The sequence below is a fragment of the Atopobacter sp. AH10 genome (assembly GCF_003664595.1).
Lineage (GTDB): Bacteria > Bacillota > Bacilli > Lactobacillales > Aerococcaceae > Atopobacter.
Genome location: NZ_QXPZ01000015.1, coordinates 72,258 through 93,530, shown reverse-complemented (window position 1 = coordinate 93,530; position 21,273 = coordinate 72,258). Strand labels below are relative to the sequence as shown.

Below are 21,273 nucleotides of genomic sequence, written 5' to 3'. Positions count from 1 at the left end.
GAAAAGGTAAATTCATAGGCTTTTGCAGCATTAGTCAATAAGAGGCTTATGCCTTAAAAATCAAAGGGCAGTCTTCTTATATCTACAGTCTTACAAGTTAGTTGACACTAGCCCTATAAAAATGCTAGCGAGTATAAATGAGGATTGAACATCATTTATACTCGCTGTTTTTTTAGGGGGAGTCAGGCATTAAGGCGACTTGTCTTTTAAGTTTCAAAGTAAGCAAAATCCCCTTAAATTTTTTCACCATGTTCTTTTGAGCCTTGGATAAGTTTTGGGGAAATTTAGGAAAGAAGAAAAAACTACCCCCCACTCGATCCTAGACAGTTTGTAAAAAAATATTACGACAGATTTAGGAAAGAAAAAAACTACCCCCTCTCGATTGATGGGGGTAGTTTTATAAGAAACATAGGATGAAAGGCTAGATTAAGGAATAATTTTACCTATATTAGCCCGCTTGTATTCCATTGGTGTAATCCCTTCAAAAGATTTGAAGGAGCGGGAGAAGTGGGATTGGTCGGAGAAAGAGAGAGCCTTGGCAATTTCTGTAGAAGAGGCGCCAGACGAAAGCATCTTTTTCGCTAAATCCATTTTACAACTTAAAATGTAGCGCTTGATCGGCACATGCACTTCTTGTTTGAACTGTTTGCGCAAGTTGGTTCCGCTGATGTGGAAGTAGTCGGCGATAGCATTAACTTTCAGATCTGTGTGGATGTTCAAGTCGATGTATTGGAGAACGGATGTAATAAATGGGTTGGAGCAGGTTTTCTTTGCGTCGCTAATAATAGACTTAAAGGCAGAGATAGCTGCAGCACGTACGACCATAATTTCTTCCAAACTTTGGGCACTTTCATTCTCAGCAAGGTAAGCTTGACGAAGTTTATAGGCATCGGTAATGGTAGAGCCAGAAGTGATCGCTGTATGGGTTAACAATTCTAAGATGATCAAGGAGTAATCTTTTTCATAGCGAATGGAATTACCAGCGTAGGTTTGGGTAAAAGGTTGAGCAATATCAACCGCTCCCTTGCCTTCTTTGACATACTCCTTAATGGCGGCTTCATGAGCGTATAAGGATAATTCATATTCATTATCTTTGGAGGTTAAAATTCGAAGACGAGACAGATCTACTTTCACACGATAGGCGTTACCAAACAGGCGTAGTTTATGAGGATCAATTTCTTCTTGAATTTGACCTAAGCAGGCGAGTAAAAGGGTAAGAAGTTCTGTCGTCTTATCTATAGAATAGATGGGTAAAGTAGATAAGATTTTATACAGTTGGTCAACTTTAATAGGATCAACATTTTGCTTTTCAAGGAGTTTGACTAAATCCTTTTTCGCTAGTGTGTCGTAGCGGAATGGCCCTAAAATCGTCACTCCTGCTTCAGTCCGACAGCTCAAAAAGGCTTCGTTTAATTCCCCGAATAAGCAAGTGTAGGCTTCTTCTAAATTGTTGCTGTAGTCTACCATGCCTTTATAGTCGTAAATTTCTTGACAATAGTTTTGGCAAGGCAAGACGAATTGTTCTTGATTTTTTGTATCATAATGATAAATAGTTAAGCGTAAGCACCCGTGCAGAGAACGCAATAGGGTTTTGCTTTCAGATGATAACATTAGACATCCCCTCCTATTAGGGTGTATTCACTTTAGAGTATAAGCGAAAAGTCGATAAAATAGTTCATTATCATTCAAAAGTTAGTAATTTCCGTCGTTAAATACTAGAAATGGCGAAATATACAGATCAAAAGTCCTTTTCTTTCCATGGATGCGCAAATGACTCGTTCGTTATTTTAGGAGACACGCTAGATAACACTTCTCTTTCCGTGGATGAGAAAAGTATAGTTAAGGAGGAGGGGCTAAAAGAACTAGGACAGGATAAGCCTGAAAAGAAAGAGCTAGTCTTCTTGTCCCTGACAAGGATTTTCGCTATACTAAAAGCAATGAAAAGTAAGTGGAGGAAAGTATTGTGACCAATAATATTTATGATACAGCGAATCAATTAGAACGGGATTTACGTGAATTATCAGCCTTCAAATCCTTGAAAGAAGCTTATCAAGCCATTCAAAATGATGAGGAAGCTAAGTCACTTTTTGAAGAATTTCGTCAAGTGCAATTAGACTTACAAAAGAAACATTTGGAAGGGCAAGATATACATCCAGAAGATATTCAAAAAGCCCAAGAAGTCGGGCAAAAAGCTAGTGGCAATGCTTATGTAAAAGATCTGATGGCGGCTGAACAACAATTGAGCCAAGTCTTAGAAGATATCAATCGGCTGATCACAAAGCCAATCCAAGATATTTACGAAGGTCGCTAGGCCTAATTTTGGTTAACTGGCAAAGGCAAGCTGGCTCTAATAGGAGCCAGCTTCTTTCAATTGCCAAAGACAGAAAGAGAGTAGAGGTAGAAAGAGATGCTTTTTTTACATTTGGCGGATCTTCACTTGGAAGAATCCCATTTCTCCAGCAAGGCTCAAGGGCTTAGGCAACGGATCAAGAGTGCAACAGAGGAAGCCTTAGAAAAAGCGGTCGATTTGGCCATTGATAAAGCAGTAGATGCGGTGATTATTTCGGGTGATTTGTATCACACGGCAGAACGGTCGATCGCAAAGCTCAAGCGACTTGCTAGTGAATTTAGTCGACTAGATCGAGCAGATATTCCTGTTTATTTGATTCACGGGAATCATGATTATGTCGATCGGGAAGAGTGGGATCAGCTTTGGCCAAGCAATGTCCATGTTTTTGGAGAAAAAGTTGAAACCATGCTCTTTACCACAAAGAAGGGGGAAAGAGTGGCTTTGTCCGGCTTTTCTTATCATACGAGATGGATTGAAAAAGATCTCATACAAGATTTCCCTTCTAAAGGAAATCAAGTGGACTACCATATTGGCTTATTGCATGGGGCAGAAGCAACAGGAAATGTGGATGAAGATCATTACGCACCTTTTCAACTAGCAGACATGCTAATAAAAGGATATGATTATTGGGCTTTGGGTCATATTCATCAAAGGTCTTGTTTGAATGAGCAACCACCTGTTATTTACCCTGGGAATATTCAAGGCCGTCATCGAAAGGAAGTTGGGGAAAAAGGGGGCTATTTAGTGGAACTTAACCCTGATGGTGCCCGTTTAAACTTTGTGCCCTGTGCCCCTCTCTTCTTTGAAAAAGTGACCTATGAAGCTCCTGTAAGGGATAATTTTCAAGAGGCTTTGGCTGATTTTCAACATTTTATCGAAAGAAAACAGGCAGCAGTAGCTAAGGAATTGGCGCTCGATGTGTCCTTTATCTTTCACAAAGACTTTCCTCTTTCAGTTAAACAGGCCATTAGAGAGATTGACCTTTGCCACTATTTTAATCAGGTCTACTTAGCTAAGGTGACTTTTATAGAGCAAGCCGAGCGACAATTAATCGTCGACCAATCTTTTTCAGAAGATTTAGAAAAAGTACGTAAGTCAGATGGCTGGCCTAATTTGTATCAAGAGGTTCTTTCCAGACTTTTAGCGGATAAATCCTTCCAATCCTTACATTTATTAGATCTCTTGGATGAAGACTTCCAACAAGAAGTGGAAGAGATGAGTCAGAAAATTTTATTAGAAGATCAACTAGGAGGGAAATAGATGCTTAAGGACCTACATATTGAAAAATTTGGCCACTTTCAAGACTATTCTGTAGAACTTTCTCCGGGATTTGTTGTTTTCTATGGAGCCAATGAGGCAGGGAAATCGACTTTGACCGCCTTTATAGAATCCCTCTTATTTGGTTTCCGCAATAAAAATCAGAAAAAAATGGCGCATTACCAGAATGGACAAGCCTTAATTTCCGGGACTTTGACCTTAAAAACTGAGAAATTTGGGGAATTGAAGATCAAACGGAGTAAGGATAAGACAGCGAGCCTCAGTATCAGAAATGAATGGGGAGAAGAAGTAGATCCAGAAGTTTTAGATCGCTACCTTAAGGGGATGACTCGGGAACATTTTTTGGAATTACAGGAATTTAATCAGGAACAATTGCATGAATTGACAGCCACGACAAAAGAAGAATGGCAACAGTTGTTTTATACCTTGAGTGGGTCAGGGAGTTTGACCCTCTATCGGATCAGCAAATCTTTTGAAAAACGAGCCGAAGAAATTTATACACCCCAATCGAAGAAGAGAGAGATGGATCAACTTGTTCAAGACTATCGAGCCTTAGCGGATAAGAAAAAAGTGCTCAAGGAGCAAGAAGTTGACTATTTAAATATCCTAAAACAGAAGGACACATTAGGGGAGAAACTAGAGAAGCTTGAAGGAACTTATCAAAAAGCTTTGGAAGATTATCATCACAAGGAACAATTAATGTCTCTAGAGGGGACTTATCAACGCTATAAGGCCTTAGAGGAACTAGCCCAAGAGGAAGAAACACCCTTGACAAAAGAGGATCGTCTCTTTGTGAGTCAAGCTCCAGATCGTTTGGCCAATTTAAGAGAAGAAGAGACGCTTTATCAAGAACGATTGAAAGAAGCGGAAGAAGAAGGTCAAATCAATCAAGAACGTTATAAAGTCCTGCAGGCTTTTGAAGAAAATCTTTTAGAAGGGCAAGAAGAACTAGAGGCTATCCAGCAAGAAGAAAGTTACTTCAACCATTTAAAGGAAAGTAACGGTCAACTGCTAGGCCGACTACTTCTTTATAAAGAAGAACACCATTTGCCAGAAGATTGGCAGGGAGAGCTGGCTTTAGAGGAAGAAGATTTTGATCAAGTCATCGCTTTGAAAGAGGAGAGAGAGCATTTAGCCTATCAAGAAAAGGAAGCTAAAGAAGCTTTAGAAAAAGCGAAAGTGGATTTAGGCAAGTCTTCTCAAGATAAAAAGAAGAAAAAGCTGATGGACTATGTGTCAACTCTTTCTGGAATAGGATTGGCGGGGATAGCTTTTTGTATGACTAGTCTAGGGGTCTTTCGATTTGTCCTAGCTTTTATCTTCTTTTGTTTATTTTTAAGTCGAGTGTATTTAACAGTTAAAGTAGATAAGATGAAGGCAGAACTTTCAGAAAGTATGGGGGCAAAAGAAAGTCTAGCCCAAGAGCGGCTCCAGTCTATTCAGAGAAAAAAAGACTGTGTGGAAGAAGACTTAGAAAGAATTCTTGCGAATGCTACTTTCCCGATTAGTGATAGGGATGACCTCATTGACAGTAAACAATTTGAAAGTGGACGCGACTTGTTGGATCAAGTAAGAAAGGGTCAAATAGAAGTTCAACAGTTAGCGGAAGAGAAAAAGCAAGTGGTCAATCGAGTGAGAAAGAGCTTATCTCCGCTTTTTGAGCAAATACCAGTCAAGAATGCAGAAAATAGCCTCGAAAGTTTATTGAAAGACGTGAGGGCTTATCGCCAAGAAGGGCAAAGTTTAGGTCAACAGCTGGCTGAGAAGGAAAAGACCCTAAGTCTATATCGGCAACAATTAGCCCGCTTGTCAGACGAAATGACTCGCATACAAGAGAGATTGATCAAATTAGAAGACTTGGTTCAAGTTGATGATGTGAAGAGTCTCTTAGAGCAAGTGGAAAGAGATAGTAAACGGCAAGAGGCTAAGGCTAGTCGCTTACAATTTAAGGAAATAATGGGGGACTATCTGAAAAGCTTAGAAGAGATGGATCAGCCAATAGAGGCAAGTGATCTAATCCAGCAAAAAGAGTATTTAAAAAACCTTTTTGCTACAAAACAAGAATGTCAAAAGGAATGGATGGAAGTTTCATCTAGGCTCAAACAAATGGAAGAGGATGGCCGCTATGAAGAGGTCCTTTCTGAAAGCGAAGAAGTAAGACAAGAGATTAGAGAAAAAATGAAAGAATGGGCTAGTAATCAGTTGGCTTTATCTTGGGTTCAAACAGCCCTAGATTTGCGTTTAGGGCAATCAATACAGACTGTCTTTAAACGTGCGGAAGGCTATTTAGCCCGCTTGACAGAAGGACGCTATGTCAGATTAGTTTCAAAAGGGAAGCAATTAGATGTTTTATCAAAAGACGGTGACCGCTATGCCTTAAAAGACCTATCCGTCGGGACAGTTGAACAGCTCTACACCGCTTTGCGTTTGGCTATGGCTCATGGGGAGGAATTACCACTTCTGATTGATGATGCCTTTGTCAATTTTGATCCCGTTAGACGGCGAGAAGCTTACGAGTTATTAAAGGAATTAGGGCAAAAGCAGCAAATTCTCCTTATGACTTTTGATCACTTAGCTTGTCAATATGCTGACCAAGTGGTTGAACTAGGGAAATAGTCTTTTATCTCTAGGCCTTTAGAAAGCTATTCATAAAGCTTTGTTTGATTGACCTTAGTGAAGTGTTTCTAGGGGTAGAGCGAGTGCTTATGATAAGGAGTTAATGAGATAGAGCCTTATCAAGGGGATGAGAAAAGCTGTCGTTACAAGAAAGGAGAAGTGAGATGGCTAAATTATATGAAGTAGATGTCAATGCAGAGATTAATACCAAGGTCTTGATCAAGCAAGCCGACGTACGTACGGCCAAGAACGGGAATCCTTATATTGCCTTTACCTTCCAAGATAGGTCTGGAGCGATGGAAGGAAAGTATTGGAGTGCCACAGAGGAGGAAATTAATCGTTTCCAAAGTGGCCGTGTGGTGCATTTAATAGGTAAAAGAGAAGTCTACAATCAAAAAGCCCAAGTAAGGATTGAACAATTGTGGGTCCTAAAAGAAGGCGATCCTGATGGAAATCCTGCCTTGTATATGGATGAACCTCCAATGTCCTATCAAGAAATGACAGAAGAAGTGCAAAGTTTTCTTTTTAAAATTACTGATAGCACGATTAATCGGATTGTCCGCCATATTTTAAAAGAATATGGGCAAGCCTTTTTTACCTACCCTGCAGCCAAACGTCACCACCATGCCTTTACTGGCGGGCTGGGCTTTCATACGCTATCTATCCTGCGATTGGCTGAGCATATGGTCAAGCAATATCCTAGTTTAGATCCTTCTCTTTTATATGGTGGGGCGCTTTTACATGACATGGGGAAGACGGTGGAACTCTCTGGACCTATTGGCACAGAATATACGATAGAGGGTAATTTGATGGGGCATATTGTCTTGATGGAAGATGCCATCACCAAAGCTTGTCAAGATCTATCTATTGATCAACATAATGAACGAGTCGTGCTCTTAAAACATATGATTTTGAGCCATCATGGATTGTTGGAATATGGGTCTCCAGTTCGTCCACAATTATTTGAAGCGGAAGTGTTGCATTGCTTGGATAATTTAGATGCGACCTGCAATATGATACAAACCGCCCTAGACAAGACAGCGCCCGCTAGTTATTCCGATCGAATTTTTGGCTTAGATAATCGAGCTTTTTATAAGCCAGCTGAACGCTAAATTCTACTAGCCAAAAGTCCATAAGCAGAAGGAGAAAAGTACTTGCTTTGGCTTGCCTAGCTCTCGAATCCGCAAAAGTCCATAAGCAGTAGGAGAAAAGTACTAGGAAAGACGATAAAAAAGGTCAGGATCTTAAAAGATCCTGACCTTTTTGTTATTGAGGCGACTTTATTTTTTGTTGTCTTTTTGTTGTTGTTGAGCTTTTTGTTGTTGTTGCTTGAATTGCTCTTGTTGTTTGCGCATAGCAGCTTGTTGTTCTTGTGTGGACATGAAGTATTTCATCACGCCTTTAAGATCGTTATCAGAAATTTTAACCTTGCTCTTCTTCACTAAAGCAGCAACAGCATCTTGGCGGAAAGCTTTGTTCTTCAATTTATCCGCAATGAGTTCTTGCTTCAATTGGTCTTTGATAGCTTCGAATTTTCCTTTTTCAGCTTTCTTGTCTAAACGGATGATGTGGAAGCCGTATTGGGATTTAACAGGTTCTTGTGTAATTTCCCCTTCCTTCTTCAAGTCGAAGGCAGCTTTTTCAAAGGATGGATCCATTTGTCCTTTCTTGAATGGCTTCAATTGGCCACCGTTACGAGCAGAACCAGTATCAAGAGAGCGCTCCTTGGCAAGTTTAGCAAAGTCTGCGCCGTCATTTAATTCCTTGATGATCTTCTTGGCATCATCTTCTGTTTGAACTAAGATATGGCTTGCAGTGATTTGAGGTTCCCAGTTTTTATAGTAGGCTTCTAAGTCTTTATCAGAAGTCTTGATTTCGCCTTTGAGGTATTCGTCCATCATTTTAGCGACATACAAGGAATCTTCATACATTTTTTGGTTGGCAATGCCAGATTGACGCAAGGCTGCATTAACAAGATCTTTGTTACCACCATATTGAGCCACTTGTTGAGCGACTTGAGCGGTTACTTCATTTTTAATTTTCTTAGGATCCTTGACTTGCTTTTCTAAGATGGATTGTAAGATCAGGAATTGAAGCGCTTCTTCCCCATTGTCACGTTTCATCTTGTCATACAATTGTGCGCTAGTGATTTTGCCGGCACTTGTTGAAGCAACTTCCTTACCTTGAGCTCCGCCATTGCTGCAACCAACAAGCAAGCAGGCGCTTAAGCTAGCCATGCTGGCAGTCATCCATTTTTTATTCATCAATTCTAGTCACATCCTACTTTTGCTTATTTATGCTGAAATAGCATACGAATTACATTAATCATACTGAATAAAGAGGTAAGCCGTCAATCCTTATTCCCTAAAGATTGTGTAAAAAATATCTTTCTAGTCTTTAAAGATAAAGGAAAGAGGGGGAAATTTAAAGGAAGTTGTTCTTAATAGGGTGGAGTTTGTTATAATGGTTAGAGATGATGAAAGGAGATGACCAAATGAAGGTATTAGTTACTGGTGGCGCTGGCTATATCGGTAGTCATACGGTATTGACTTTGAAGTCTGCAGGTTATGACGTCTTAATTTATGATAATTTTTCAAATAGTTCTCAGGCAGTGTTAGAACGATTGGAAGAATTAAGCGGAGAGGCTATTCCTTTTGTAGAAGGGGATATTAGAGACCAAGAGCGCCTAGATGATCTCTTTCAACAACATTCTATCGATAGTGTGATTCATTTTGCTGGTTTAAAAGCAGTGGGGGAATCCGTTCTAAAGCCTATTGAATATTATGATAATAATGTTTCTGGTACGGTTACTTTACTGAAGGCCATGAAAAAGGCAGGGGTTAAAAATATCGTCTTTAGTTCCTCGGCAACTGTCTATGGCTCCAATAACCAGGTGCCATTCACGGAAGGAATGCCAACTAGTGCAACCAATCCTTATGGCTATAGCAAAGTCATGATCGAACAAATTTTAAGCGATGTCGCAAAGAGTGATCCGGAATGGACGATTACACTTTTGCGTTACTTTAATCCTATTGGAGCGCATAAATCTGGGCGGATTGGGGAATTACCTAATGGGGTGCCTAATAACTTAATGCCTTATATTACGCAAGTAGCTGTAGGTAAATTAGACCATCTGCGTGTTTTTGGGAATGACTATGACACAGTGGACGGCACAGGGGTTAGAGATTACATCCATGTTTTAGACTTGGCACGTGGCCATGTGAAAGCTCTTCAAAAGAATGCAGCCGTTAAGGGTGTTAAGACCTACAACTTGGGGACTGGGGAAGGCGTTTCAGTTCTACAGTTAGTGCAGGCTTTTGAAAAATACAATGACATTAAAATCCCTTATGAAATTGTCGAAAGACGAGATGGGGATATTGCAACTTGTTATGCGAGTTGTGAAAAAGCTCAACGTGAATTAGGTTTTACAACAGAAGAAAGCTTGAAAGATATGGTTGTTGATTCCTGGCGCTGGCAAAAGCAAAACCCTAAAGGTTACGAGCAATAAGGCTTGAAAAAGCTAGAGGCTAGATCCAATGAGGCTTGAAAAAAGCAATAGGACTGCCTGTTCGATCGACTCTCGGTCCAAGATTAGCTATGGAGATAGAGTCAATTGCCCTAAGTTTTTGAACTTGGGGATTCATATATATATTAAATGTGGAAATTATTTTTCCCCTGCCAGTGGGTTATCTGGCTTTATTTCAAGAGAAAGAGAGTGAAAAAATGATCACAATTAAATCGCAACGTGAAATTGATGAAATGTATCAATCAGGTCAAATTTTAGCATCAATTCATGTTGCTTTAAGAGACTACATTAGACCAGGTTTAACGACCAAACAAGTCAATGATTTCGTGCACAAAAAGATTTTAGAAGCTGGGGCAACTGCACCGCAAATTGGTTTTGAAGGCTATGAATTTGCGACTTGTACCTCTGTCAATGATGAAATTTGTCATGGCTTGCCAAGTAACCGTGTCTTGAAAAATGGCGACATGGTCAAGGTAGACTTTTGTGTAGACCTCAATGGGGCCTTATCTGATTCCTGCTGGTGCTATATTGTTGGGGAAGCTAGTGATGAATTAAAACGCCTATACGATGTCACTAAGACAGCCATGTATCTAGGGATTAAACAGGCAAAGATTGGCAATCGTATCGGGGATATTGGACATGCTATCCAAACTTATGTGGAAGCTCAAGGCTATAGCGTGGTTCGTGACTTTATCGGACATGGTATTGGGCCTACGATTCACGAAGAACCAGCTGTTTATCACTATGGCGAAGCTCATAAGGGTCTACGTTTGAAAGAAGGAATGACCATAACGGTAGAACCAATGGTAAATACTGGTGGTTGGGAAGCAGAAATGGTTGGCAATGGCTGGACAGCCGTCACTGCAGACGGTGGAATGTCTTGCCAATTTGAACATACTTTTGCCATTACCAAAGATGGTCCATTTATTACAACTCTTCAGGATGATATTACTCATGATGGCGATAGAGAAGAAGCTGAAGCTCGTGCGCCAAAAGAGTTAATGGGCGAATAAGGCACTGAAAGTTTAGAAAAGAGACAGAAGTTGGAGGGACAAGCTAGTGGGGAGTCGAAAGACTTGAACAAGCTTCCCTCCACTTATTCTATTCTGAATAAGGAGGATGGGGGATGACAGATGAATTACAACTGATGCGGGTCTTTTTCCCAAAAGACTTGAAGGAAGAAGATGTATTTTCTGGGACGGTAAGCTATAAAACAGGAGGAGAAAAGGGAGAAAGGGCTGATAAAGACAGACTTCTTGTTCTCTATTCCGGCTATTTATACGTCTTCCCTCATGGAGAAAGCGAGGATTGGCTAGTCGCTGAACCTGAGAGGCTATCTTTGAAAGAAGATATCAAACAGGTCGACAAAAAATGGCGACAAGTTGAAGTGACCTGTCGCCATAAGACTATTCAAGTGATTAAGTTAACGGATGAGGGTTTATTCTCCAAACGGCAAGTGCGTCGTTTCCTCTCGCATCTGTAATAAAAGGTCTTTTGCGACAGTAGAATCTACTCGTTTCGCATGGATTAGACGATCCACCAGTTGATCGATTTCATTAGCCTGAGCTCCAACAGCTCGGGCTAAACTTTTATATTGTAAAGCCATGTGACCTTGTTGAATGCCTTTAGTGACGAGAGCTTTTAGAGCAGAAAAATTCTGAGCTAAACCGATGCTAGCGATAACGCTGGCTAGTTCTTCGACACTAGGCTGGTCGAGTAAGTCTAAAGAAGCTTTTGCGCTTGGATGGTTACTTAAAGTACCGCCGACAACGCCAAGGGGGAGGCAGAGCTCTATATGACCTTCTAATTGCCCTTTTTGATTAAGCGACCAAGAGGAAAAAGGTCGGCCTTGATGCCAGGTGTAGTTGGCAGCATTGACAGCTCTCCAATCGTTGCCAGTAGCCATAACGACGGCATCGACTCCATTCATGATCCCCTTGTTGTGGGTGGCTGCACGATAGGGATCGAGCTGAGCGTATCGGCTAGCAGCTACTAGGCGTTTGGCAACGTCTAAACCAGACCAGTCACCACTCGCTAAAAGAGCAAGATCCAAGCTAACACGAGCACTTGCAGTGATGTCTTTAAGAAGATTGGAAAGAATGGCTAAAAGGACTACTTCGCCAGTTTCTTCTTCTAACCAGCGGGCGACTGCTTCTAAAGCGGTGTTCATCCCATTGGCACCCATAGCAGCTTGCATATCAAAAGTGATATAGAGCGAAAGATAGATATCTTCCCCTTCTTTGAAGACTTTGTGGAAGCAAGTTAAGGGACCACCGCCTCGTTTGACCATATTGGGCATAGTGGCTCTAGCTTGATCCAGAATGGCAGCTTCTTTTTCCTCTATAAAGTGAACGAGCCTATCCAGATCTTTGACTGGATAAAATGTAATGTGACCGATGGCTGTTTTATGTACCTTAGTGACACAGCCACCTGCTTGGCTGAAGTGCTTGGCACCATTACTAGCAGCGGCAATAACAGAAGGCTCCTCTGTGACCATAGGGACATCATAACTTTTCCCATCGACGATTAAATGAGGAGCCACCCCATAAGGTAGACCGTAGCAAGTTAGCACATTTTCAACGGTTCCTTGGGCTTGATCTAGGCTAAAGGCTTGAGGATTTTTTAAGTTAGCTAGACTTTCTTGGCTTAAGTTATGCCGGTCAGCTAGAATAGCCAGTCGTTCTTTTGGGGATAGTTGATAAAATTTACGATTTTTAGCTTCAGTCATAGGGAATCTCCTTTTTAGTAGCTAATTTAGGACTAGATTAAAAAAGCTAGATCAGTTCAAGAGCTACTTTTTTATAGATATAAATAAATGTTAAAGGCCTTTCTAAAAATAAGAAACAATAGGGAATCAATGCCATTTTACTACTAAAGCATGAGAAGAGTGAAGAACTTTCTAAACGACTAGGAGAAACAAGGGAAATAGGTCTTGAAATATGGTAAACTGAAAGAAATTCAACTAATCAATGAAACAAATGTTGTGGCAGTATATTTTCTAAAAGATCGAGTAAAGGAGGGAGAAATAAAGTGCTGGCTATATTCTTATCGGGAGAAATTTTATTGCTTTTAATTGCATTTATCCTACATGTAATGGATAGACGGCAGTTGTTAACGGGCTTCTTCCTGTCTTTAGCCTTGATCGTCTTCATTTCAGGAATGGGTATGCTAGTAGGCCTAAGCGCAGATACGATTTATTTTATCTGGACCTTAATGAGCTATCTTCTCATGTATACCATTTGCTTTATGACGATGAGTTATCAAATCAAGCATTATTGGCCAAAAGTAGTCACTAGTCGAAGTGCCTGGCGGTGGTTGAAGCAAGCCCCACTTTATGTTCAAATAGTGCCTATAGCTATTTTGACCTTGATCATTTTTTTAGTGACCAATAACACCTCTTTAGGGGACTTTGCCCTTATTGCTTGCTTTAATAGGGTATGTAGCCTTCTCTTGTTCTATTTTACCTTTAATTTCATCAGCAATCTCATTAGTCATATCATTTTGATAAGAAATGTTCAGCAAGAATCACCAGAATATATTGTGATTCTAGGCCAAGCATTGATTCAGAATAAGATGACTCGTAATCTAGTCAGACGCTTAAATCAAGCTTTTGCCATTTTTCAAGCTTTTAAGGGGCAACCCTTAGTCGTTGTGTCTGGGGGAAGGGCAGAAAACTCTGACCGTTCAGAAGCGCAACTAATGGCGGACTATTTGATTAGTCGAGGGGTTCCAGAAGGAAAAGTGATGATTGAAGATCAAAGCCGAGATACCAGGACCAACATGCTCTATAGTTATCGACTCATTAATTACCGCAAGCGAGAAGAAACAGGGATTTTTGTGACGAGTGATTATCATCTTGTGCGCTCATCCTTGTATGCGCAAAGGGCTGGTTTACAAGCAGTGGGACTTGGGGTATCGACATATGATTTATATACCTTAGAAGATTACCTGCGACATTTCTTTAAGGAGTGGGTAGCCATCCTTTATGTCAATCGAATGGTGCATTTGGCAGTCATCGGGACTATTTTTGTGGTTAGCTTGATTGTCATGTAAGCATATCATTAAAGAAGATAAACTATCCTTTTTAAAGGGACAAATAAAGGATAGTTTTCTTTTTTTTTAGGGGGGATTAGAATGGGCAAAAAGGCCTATACAGCAACTTTTACCGTGTCGGATTATGATGTCAATATGTTCGGAGACTTGCACCTGCGTCGAGTTCTTCAGTGGATGAACCAAACCATGAGGGAACAAGATAGAGCGCTTGATAGACCTTTCAGCCTAGATGGGAACACTTGGGTCTACATTGAACAAGATATTAAAATTCATCGCTGGCCAAAGTTAGGAGAAAGTATTCGCATCAGTACACGCCCAGATTTCTTCAATAGCATGTACGGATCCCGCTTATTTGAAATACGTGACCAAAAAGGTGAACTGATCATCGAAAATTGGGGCCTTTACTGCTTGATGGATCTTGAAACGAGAAGTTTGCAACGGATCAAGAGAGAGTTTGTGGAGCAGATGAAGGAGGATTGGGGTGTTCCAAGTGATGCCCGTCCCTTGAAACGAACGAAACTACCGGAATGGCCAAAGGAAGCTGAAGAAAGAACTATAACAGCAGGATTTTCTACTTTAGATAGTAATGGTCATGTCAATAATACCGCCTATATGGACTGGCTGGTGGACAGTATGCCCTTTCAAACACACAAGGAATGGGAAATGAGCCAAGTCACCATTCAATATTTGAAGGAAGTTTTGCCAGATACAAGAGTCACCATTAGCCATACCCCTATTGAGCTTCATACGGAAAGTGGAGAAGGAGAAAACTACTTCCGCTTGATGTCAGAGGGAAACTTGCATGCGACTATACGGGTGAAATGGCGGAGGAAGTAGACGGTATAGGGATGGCGAAAAATAAGGATGATGTAAAATAGGGATGGCGTAAATTAAGGATGGCGTAAAAGAAAAATTTGGGCAAGACAGTTTGTAGACGGTCTAAGGCAATCGTCATAAAAATGAGTTCTTTTCCAGTTGAAAGGGATAGAATGCTTTTAAATAGACTCTAGAATAGCGAGAGAAAACTGATGAAGGGAAGACAGTTATGGGGGAAATTAAAATAGTATTCTTTGATATCGATGGGACTTTAGTCAATTTTCATGCTCACCAGATTTCTGAAAAAGTGGAAGAAGCTTTGATACGTTTGAAAAATAAAGGTATCAAATTGGTGATTGCTACAGGGAGAGGACCCATTCAATTGCCAAAGTTTGATCGGGTGGAATTTGATGCTTTCCTTTGTTTTAATGGATCCTATGTCTTTGATAGAGAGGGGCTTATTGCTTCTACACCTTTAGCTAAAACAGATATCCAACAAATTTTAGAAAATAGCCATCGTTTAGACCGCCCCATCATTATGGCAGCAGAGGATCGTTTAGTTTGCAATGGCTTGGACGATGACTTAGAGGAATATCTGAGCTTTGGAGTGATTCAACCTGAACATATAGATAACATTGAGGATTTCTCTGCCCAAAAAGATATCTATCAAATGATGATAGCTGGACGTCAGCATGAATATGACGCTATCGTAAAGGACGTTAATGAAAGTAAGATTGTTGCTTGGTGGGATCGTGCCATGGATTTGATTCCAAAAGCAAGTAGCAAGGGTAGGGCAGTTGAAAGTATTTTGAAGCATTATCACATCGAAAAAGAAGAAGCAATGGCCTTTGGGGATGGCAATAATGATATTCCTTTGTTACAAGCGGTAGGTCATGGGGTAGCGATGGAGAATGCTTCAGAAGAGTTGAAGGCTGTAGCTAAGACAACATGTGGGCATGTGAAAGATGATGGGGTCTATACCTATCTCTGTGAACAAGGGATTATCTAGCCCTTGCTTCAATAGAACGCCTTGAAATTGAAGACAGTAAATGAGGAAAAAACAGAGCACAAGAAAAAGGAGCCGGTCACCTTTAAGGGACTGCTCCTTTTTGTATGGGTAGAGCTTGATCTATAGGAATAAAGACTCAATCGTAAGTTTTAGAGCTTTAATCGATTTCAAGATAATGGAGGGCAACTGCCCCCATGGCTTTAGCGGCAACGACTAAGCAATCTTCATCGATATCAAATTTTGGATGGTGGTGAGGGTAGGCCGTTTCTCCTTCTCTGGTAGCGCCGATGTAGAAGAAGCAGGAAGGACGTTCTTTAGCAAAGTATGAAAAGTCTTCAGACGGTGCTTGTGGGCCACAATCGATGAGATCAGTGACTTCCGGAATATCTGCTTTTTGAATGGCATCGATGACAAGGTCTGTCATTTCTGGGTCATTATAAAGAACAGGGTAGTCTCGAACATAGTCACAGTCAATCTCACAGTGATAGGCGCTAGCAATACCAGCACAGATTTCTTTGACATTCTTTTCGATAGTCGAGGCAGTTTCTTCTGACATAGCCCGAACGTCCCCCTCGATCGTGACAGTTTCTTTGATCACATTGAAAGAACCCTTCCCATCAAAGGAACCAATAGTTACAACACCATTTTCAAATGGGCTGAGGCGACGACTGACGATATTTTGTAAAGCGATAACGAGTTGGCAGGCAATAACGATCGCATCATTCGCTTCATGTGGTGATGAACCATGGCCACCTTTTCCTCGTACGGTCACTTTGAAACGTGCACGACTATTTTGAGTTTCTCCATGATGGTAGGCTACTGTGCCCAATTTCATACTAGTCATGACGTGGGCACCGAAAACATTGTCTACACCATCTAGTACCCCATCTTTAATCATTTGTAGAGCGCCACCAGGAGGCATTTCTTCTGCAGGTTGGTGAATGAGGACGATCTTTCCTTTGAGTTGATCTTTGATTGAAAGGAAAGCCTCTGCAAGTGTCATTAAATAAGCGGTATGACCATCGTGACCACAGGCGTGCATAACCCCTTTATTCTTGGAGGCAAAAGGTAAACCAGTAGCTTCTTCTATAGGCAAAGCATCAAAATCAGCCCGTAAGGCAACCGTTTTACCTGGACGACCAGAATCAATCGTCACCTTTAGCCCTCTTTCTCCAATACCTGTCTCAAGACTGACAGCCTTATCTTGATAAAATTCGGCAAGGTATTGAGCCGTTTCATCTTCGTGGAAAGAAAGTTCTGGATTTTCGTGCAAGTGACGGCGCCTTTCGATCATTTCCTCCTTATGACTGTCAATGTAACGAAATATTTCATCTTTTACTGACATGGTAGACCTCCCCTTAATATAAAATGCGAGCTGGTGTAGAAAATTCATTTTTTAAGAATGTTTTTTACCAAACTCTAATTCCATCATAGCACAAGTGAAAGGACTAGGAGGGAAAAGTGCTGGAGAAATTGGAAAATTTAGGGATAAAATGACTTAGCTTTGGGGGCTTGCCTAATGATATAGGCGTCTAGCAAAATGCGGCTCATAATATGTAAAGGAAGGCGAGAACGAACTTCAAAATCGGGAATAAAGGAAGTTTGTGATTTATAACCGACAAAGAGGACGTCACTGAGACGGGCGAGACGACTGTCAGGATTAGTGGTGAGAGTTAGAATAGGCACATTGTGGATTCTCGCGACTTGGCTACCTTGTATGAGTTCCTCTGTTTCTCCATTCAGCGATAGATTAATGAGGAGATCTTTTGGGGTTAAGCGGTCGGCTATAATTTTGATAATGTTAGGATCAGTAAAGAGGGTGCAATTTTTATAGGCCAAAGTTAATTTCAGTTGCATTTCTTGCCCAACCATTTCTGAAAAACCACGGGCAAAGATATAAATAAACTGACTTTGCTGAATGAGTTGGACGGCTTCTTCGATAAGAAGAGGATCTAGAGATTTCAAAGTATTGACCACTTCTAATTCGTTTTTTAAGATGGCTTGTCGTATTTCTCCATCAATTTCAGAAAAATGTTGATGCAGATCGGAGTGCTGTTCTTTTTGAATGAGTTGTTGTTTGAAAGGCGTATATCCGGAGTAGCCTTTTTTCCGTAAGGCACGAATGATACTAGCTGTAGAAGTATTGGCTTTTTCGCTTAATTGAGTAATGGATAGATGAGGAATTTCTTGCTGATGGTCTTGAATATAGTTCCAAGCGTAACGTTCTGTTGAGGTGAGAGTATCTTTAGACATGGGAGCCTCCTTATAATGATGCGGATGAAAGAACTTGTTAAAATTTTTTCAGAATTACTTATTTTGGGATGAGATTGAAAAAATTATCAGAGAGTATGCCTATATAATAAGAAGTGTAAAGGAGAGGTAGCTATGATTTATACGGTCACATTAAATCCAGCGATAGATTTGTTTGTCGAAACAGATCAAATGGAAAGTAATGCAGTAAATCGAACCAATTATTCAGAAGCAATAGCTAATGGTAAGGGTGTCAATGTATCGTTTGTTTTGAAAATGCTTGGCATTGAGAATGTTGCAAGCGGTATCGGTGGTGGATTTACCTTACATTATATCGAAGAGGTTTTAGAAAACAAAGGGATTGCACATCATTTCGTTCATGTGGATGGAGTGACTCGGATAAATGTTTTTACTCGGGTAAAGAGTACAGATAAAGAGTACAAACTGGTCAATCCAGGGCCTAAAGTAGACGAGGAAGTTATACAACAATACATAGAGTGGTTAGAAAAACTAACTTCAGAGGATATGGTGATTATTTCTGGTAGCTTTTCAGAAGGAATTCCCCATCAGTTGTTGGAAGGAATAGGGAAAATTAGTCAAGAAAAAGGATTTAGCCTAGTTATTGATTCTTCTTATAAAGAAGTGATGGACACTTTAAGGTATAACCCTTTTTTGCTTAAACCCAATGAGGTCGAATTAGCTAAGTGGTGCGGTATCGATCATCGCTTGTCAGAAGAAGAACTCGAACGCTATAGCTTAGATTTAATCCATAAAGGAGCGCAACATGTTTTACTAACACTTGGTGATAAGGGGGCTTGGTGGATTAGTAAGGGAAGAATATTGAAAGGGAATGCTCCGAGAGGTGAGGTGGTCAATACCGCTTGCTCTGGGGATACACTGTTAGGTACTTTTTTAGCAGGGCTTGTTGAAGGGATAGAAATGGAAGAAAACCTGAAACGAGCTCTAGCGGCAGGATCTTCTACAGCCTTCAGACCAGGATTAACTGATTTTTCAGATGTAGAAGAATTAAGCAGACAGGTCACTATCGAGGAAGTCAAATTATTTCAGTAATCAAGGAATTAATGGAAGAGAGACGTAAGATAAAAATCTTGAAAATACAGAAATAAGATATAAAATATTAACTAAAGTGACATAAGATGAATCATTAGCTTAAGAGGGGGTTTTTATAGTGGCAAAATATCAGATTATTGCAGCAACAGGTTGTCCTACTGGTGTAGCGCACACCTTTATGGCACAAGAAGCCTTAGAAAAAGCGGCAAAGGAACGAGGGATAAGGATTAAAGTTGAAACGCATGGTCAAGGAGGAATAGAAAATGAGCTGAGCCCTCAAGAAATAGCTGAAGCAGATGGAGTAATCATTGCTGCGGATAAAGATGTTGACATCGACCGTTTTGATGGGAAACGTGTGTTAAATGTTTCTGTTGGGAGAGGTATGAAAGAAGCAGACCTTCTTTTGGATCAAATCTTGAATGATCCGAATATTCCCATTCACCATGCTACAGAAGCAAGTCGAACCCAATCTGGGGCACATACATCAGATAGTCCTTCATTCTTGCGAAATATATATGTGTCATTGATGAATGGTGTTTCTCACATGCTACCTTTAGTCGTAGCTGGTGGGGTATTAATCGCTATATCTTTCTTTTGGGGGATTAATTCTGCTGACCCAAAGAGCCCAGAATTTAACTCTTTCGCTGCTTTGTTAATGAAAATCGGTGGCTTTGCTATGAATCTTATGGTACCAGTTCTCTGTGCTTACATAGCTGAAGCTATTGCCAAACGTTCGGGTTTAATCGTCGGTTTTGCAACTGGTATGATCGCCTATACGAATGGGACGGGGTTCTTAGGCGGTATTGTAGGTGGTTTTTTAGCAGGATATGTCATTAAGGGATTGCAAAGAGTTTTTGCTAATTTGCCAAAATCTCTAAATGGATTGAAACAAATTTTCCTATTCCCAGTTTTTGGGGTCTTTATTTCTGGTGCAATTATGTGGTACCTTTCACATCCAATGCAATCGATTAATGAAGGAATGATGGTCTTTCTTAAATCTATGGAAAATTCCAATCCAATTCTATTAGGGATAATTGTTGGGATTATGTGCGCAGCTGATATGGGTGGTCCAATCAACAAAGCGGCTTATTTAACAGGGACTGCTTTGCTTGCCCAAGGAAATTACTATTTCATGGCAGGTGTTTCTGCCGCCTGTATTGCCCCTCCTCTAGCAACTGGTTTTGCTGTTTTATTCAATAAGAAAGCTTATTCAGCTGATGAAAGATCTGCAGGATACGTGAATTTCCTATTAGGGTCTACACATATTACAGAAGGGGCTATTCCATTTGCGGCGAAGAACCCATTGCTTAATTTGCCAAGCTTTATGTTAGGATCGGCTATAGCAGCAACTTTGTCTTACATTTTCCATATTTCAGTTCCTGCTCCTCATGGTGGATTTATTGTCCTTCCATTAGTCAATAAACCATTTCTCTGGGTTTTATCTATTCTAGTTGGAGCTGTGGTAGCTGGCGCCTTACTTGCGGCAATTGCAGGGCGACAACAAAAACGCCAAGCTAATGTAAGTGGGGATGACCTGGATAAAAAAGATCAGCTAGATAACAAGGTTAGTCATGATATGCCCAGTGGATTGACGAGTGGAATGGAAGACATATTAACTCTAGAACAAATTCAAGTGGATGTGGATCTTAAAACAAAAGAAGATGTATTATCCTATTTAGCTACATTTGGGGGAAAGCTTGGCTTAGTGAACGATCCTATAGCTGTTGCACAAAAATATAAGGAACGTGAAGCGCAAGGATCTACAGGAATGGAAAAAGGTTTGGCTATCCCCCATGCTCAAGATAAAAGTATAAAGAGATCAGCTATGCTTATTATAAAATTGACACATCCAGTGGACTGGCCTAGCTTTGATGGGAATTTAGTTGATACGATAATTTCCTTCTTAATTCCAGCAGAAGGAGGAGACCACTTACGCTATCTTTCTCAAACCTCTAAATTGCTTATGCATGAAGACTTTGTTCATCAGTTGAAGGAAGCGAAAGATCCGAAGAGAATTTATGACTTGTTTACTCAAGGAAATAAGGAAAGATAACAAAGGGAGAAAAGGGTTCTTTTAGAATATTTTGAGGGTTTGTGAATTAGCCTTTCAGATGGAATGATTGGCTAAGATTGACACTTTAAAATGAAAAAAGCGAGTATAGATGTTGATTTGACAACGTTTATACTCGCTTTGCTTTTTCTTGTTTGTATATATAAGGTCTTTACTTGTTTAGGAGGATCATATTTTGCTAGAAATGATACACAAGGATTAAAGTAGATGCTTATTGATGGGCTAGCCGCTGG

Annotated in this window: 17 protein-coding genes; 12 read left to right on the top strand and 5 right to left on the bottom strand. The window is 40.4% G+C overall.

From position 1 onward, the window contains the following. Window positions 1-426: 426 nt before the first annotated feature. A complete protein-coding gene (locus tag D3H64_RS03490) occupies window positions 427-1,611 on the bottom strand; it encodes a YSIRK-targeted surface antigen transcriptional regulator (RefSeq protein ID WP_121564838.1) in 1,185 nt (394 codons plus the stop codon). A gap of 352 nt (window positions 1,612-1,963) precedes the next feature. Here D3H64_RS03490 and D3H64_RS03485 point away from each other — a divergent pair, with 352 nt between their 5' ends. The 4 genes from D3H64_RS03485 (at window position 1,964) to D3H64_RS03470 (ending at window position 7,356) form a co-directional block, all read left to right on the top strand. Next, window positions 1,964-2,311 (top strand): YlbF family regulator, encoded by a 348-nt coding sequence (locus D3H64_RS03485; protein WP_121564836.1) that lies wholly within the window; start codon window positions 1,964-1,966, stop codon window positions 2,309-2,311. 96 nt (window positions 2,312-2,407) lie between these two features. Next, entirely contained in the window at window positions 2,408-3,610 is a 1,203-nt protein-coding gene (locus D3H64_RS03480) for a DNA repair exonuclease (RefSeq protein WP_121564834.1), read from the top strand. Further along, complete coding sequence (locus tag D3H64_RS03475; protein ID WP_121564832.1) at window positions 3,611-6,244, top strand: AAA family ATPase; 2,634 nt, start codon at window positions 3,611-3,613, stop codon at window positions 6,242-6,244. 164 nt (window positions 6,245-6,408) lie between these two features. Continuing rightward, on the top strand, window positions 6,409-7,356 hold the full coding sequence (locus D3H64_RS03470) for a 3'-5' exoribonuclease YhaM family protein (RefSeq protein WP_121564830.1): 948 nt from the start codon (window positions 6,409-6,411) through the stop codon (window positions 7,354-7,356). Window positions 7,357-7,524: 168 nt separating this feature from the next. Here D3H64_RS03470 and D3H64_RS03465 read toward each other — a convergent pair whose 3' ends face one another. Then, complete coding sequence (locus tag D3H64_RS03465; protein WP_121564828.1) at window positions 7,525-8,508, bottom strand: peptidylprolyl isomerase; 984 nt, start codon at window positions 8,506-8,508, stop codon at window positions 7,525-7,527. 230 nt (window positions 8,509-8,738) lie between these two features. Between D3H64_RS03465 and galE the strand changes: the two genes are divergently transcribed. The 3 genes from galE (at window position 8,739) to D3H64_RS03450 (ending at window position 11,253) form a co-directional block, all read left to right on the top strand. Next, complete coding sequence (gene galE, locus D3H64_RS03460) at window positions 8,739-9,752, top strand: UDP-glucose 4-epimerase GalE (RefSeq protein ID WP_121564826.1); 1,014 nt, start codon at window positions 8,739-8,741, stop codon at window positions 9,750-9,752. 215 nt (window positions 9,753-9,967) lie between these two features. Then, window positions 9,968-10,783 (top strand): type I methionyl aminopeptidase, encoded by an 816-nt coding sequence (gene map, locus D3H64_RS03455; RefSeq protein WP_121564886.1) that lies wholly within the window; start codon window positions 9,968-9,970, stop codon window positions 10,781-10,783. Window positions 10,784-10,896: 113 nt separating this feature from the next. Continuing rightward, window positions 10,897-11,253 carry a hypothetical protein gene (locus D3H64_RS03450; protein ID WP_121564824.1) on the top strand — a complete coding sequence of 119 codons (357 nt, stop codon included), beginning with the start codon at window positions 10,897-10,899 and terminating at the stop codon, window positions 11,251-11,253. On the opposite strand, the gene D3H64_RS03445 is transcribed toward D3H64_RS03450, so the two are convergent. After that, window positions 11,209-12,498, bottom strand: a complete 1,290-nt coding sequence (locus tag D3H64_RS03445; protein WP_121564822.1) for a hydroxymethylglutaryl-CoA reductase, degradative — start codon at window positions 12,496-12,498, stop codon at window positions 11,209-11,211. The two genes, D3H64_RS03450 and D3H64_RS03445, sit on opposite strands and share 45 nt — an antisense overlap. 302 nt (window positions 12,499-12,800) lie before the next feature. On the opposite strand from D3H64_RS03445, the gene D3H64_RS03440 reads away from it, so the two are divergent. The 3 genes from D3H64_RS03440 (at window position 12,801) to D3H64_RS03430 (ending at window position 15,648) form a co-directional block, all read left to right on the top strand. Continuing rightward, window positions 12,801-13,823, top strand: a complete 1,023-nt coding sequence (locus D3H64_RS03440) for a YdcF family protein (protein WP_121564820.1) — start codon at window positions 12,801-12,803, stop codon at window positions 13,821-13,823. Window positions 13,824-13,904: 81 nt separating this feature from the next. Beyond that, window positions 13,905-14,660: an acyl-[acyl-carrier-protein] thioesterase gene (locus D3H64_RS03435; protein ID WP_121564818.1), complete on the top strand. Its 756-nt coding sequence runs from the start codon at window positions 13,905-13,907 to the stop codon at window positions 14,658-14,660. A 208-nt stretch (window positions 14,661-14,868) separates the two neighbouring features. After that, entirely contained in the window at window positions 14,869-15,648 is a 780-nt protein-coding gene (locus D3H64_RS03430) for a Cof-type HAD-IIB family hydrolase (protein WP_121564816.1), read from the top strand. A gap of 157 nt (window positions 15,649-15,805) precedes the next feature. Here D3H64_RS03430 and D3H64_RS03425 read toward each other — a convergent pair whose 3' ends face one another. Together D3H64_RS03425 and D3H64_RS03420 are read right to left on the bottom strand one after the other, a co-directional pair. Continuing rightward, window positions 15,806-16,993, bottom strand: coding sequence for an amidohydrolase (locus tag D3H64_RS03425; RefSeq protein WP_121564814.1), 1,188 nt, complete (start codon window positions 16,991-16,993; stop codon window positions 15,806-15,808). A gap of 137 nt (window positions 16,994-17,130) precedes the next feature. Next, on the bottom strand, window positions 17,131-17,901 hold the full coding sequence (locus D3H64_RS03420) for a MurR/RpiR family transcriptional regulator (RefSeq protein ID WP_121564812.1): 771 nt from the start codon (window positions 17,899-17,901) through the stop codon (window positions 17,131-17,133). A gap of 132 nt (window positions 17,902-18,033) precedes the next feature. Between D3H64_RS03420 and pfkB the strand changes: the two genes are divergently transcribed. After that, on the top strand, window positions 18,034-18,969 hold the full coding sequence (gene pfkB / locus D3H64_RS03415) for a 1-phosphofructokinase (protein WP_121564811.1): 936 nt from the start codon (window positions 18,034-18,036) through the stop codon (window positions 18,967-18,969). Between the two features lie 118 nt (window positions 18,970-19,087). Beyond that, entirely contained in the window at window positions 19,088-21,022 is a 1,935-nt protein-coding gene (locus D3H64_RS03410; protein ID WP_121564810.1) for a fructose-specific PTS transporter subunit EIIC, read from the top strand. Window positions 21,023-21,273: the final 251 nt, after the last annotated feature.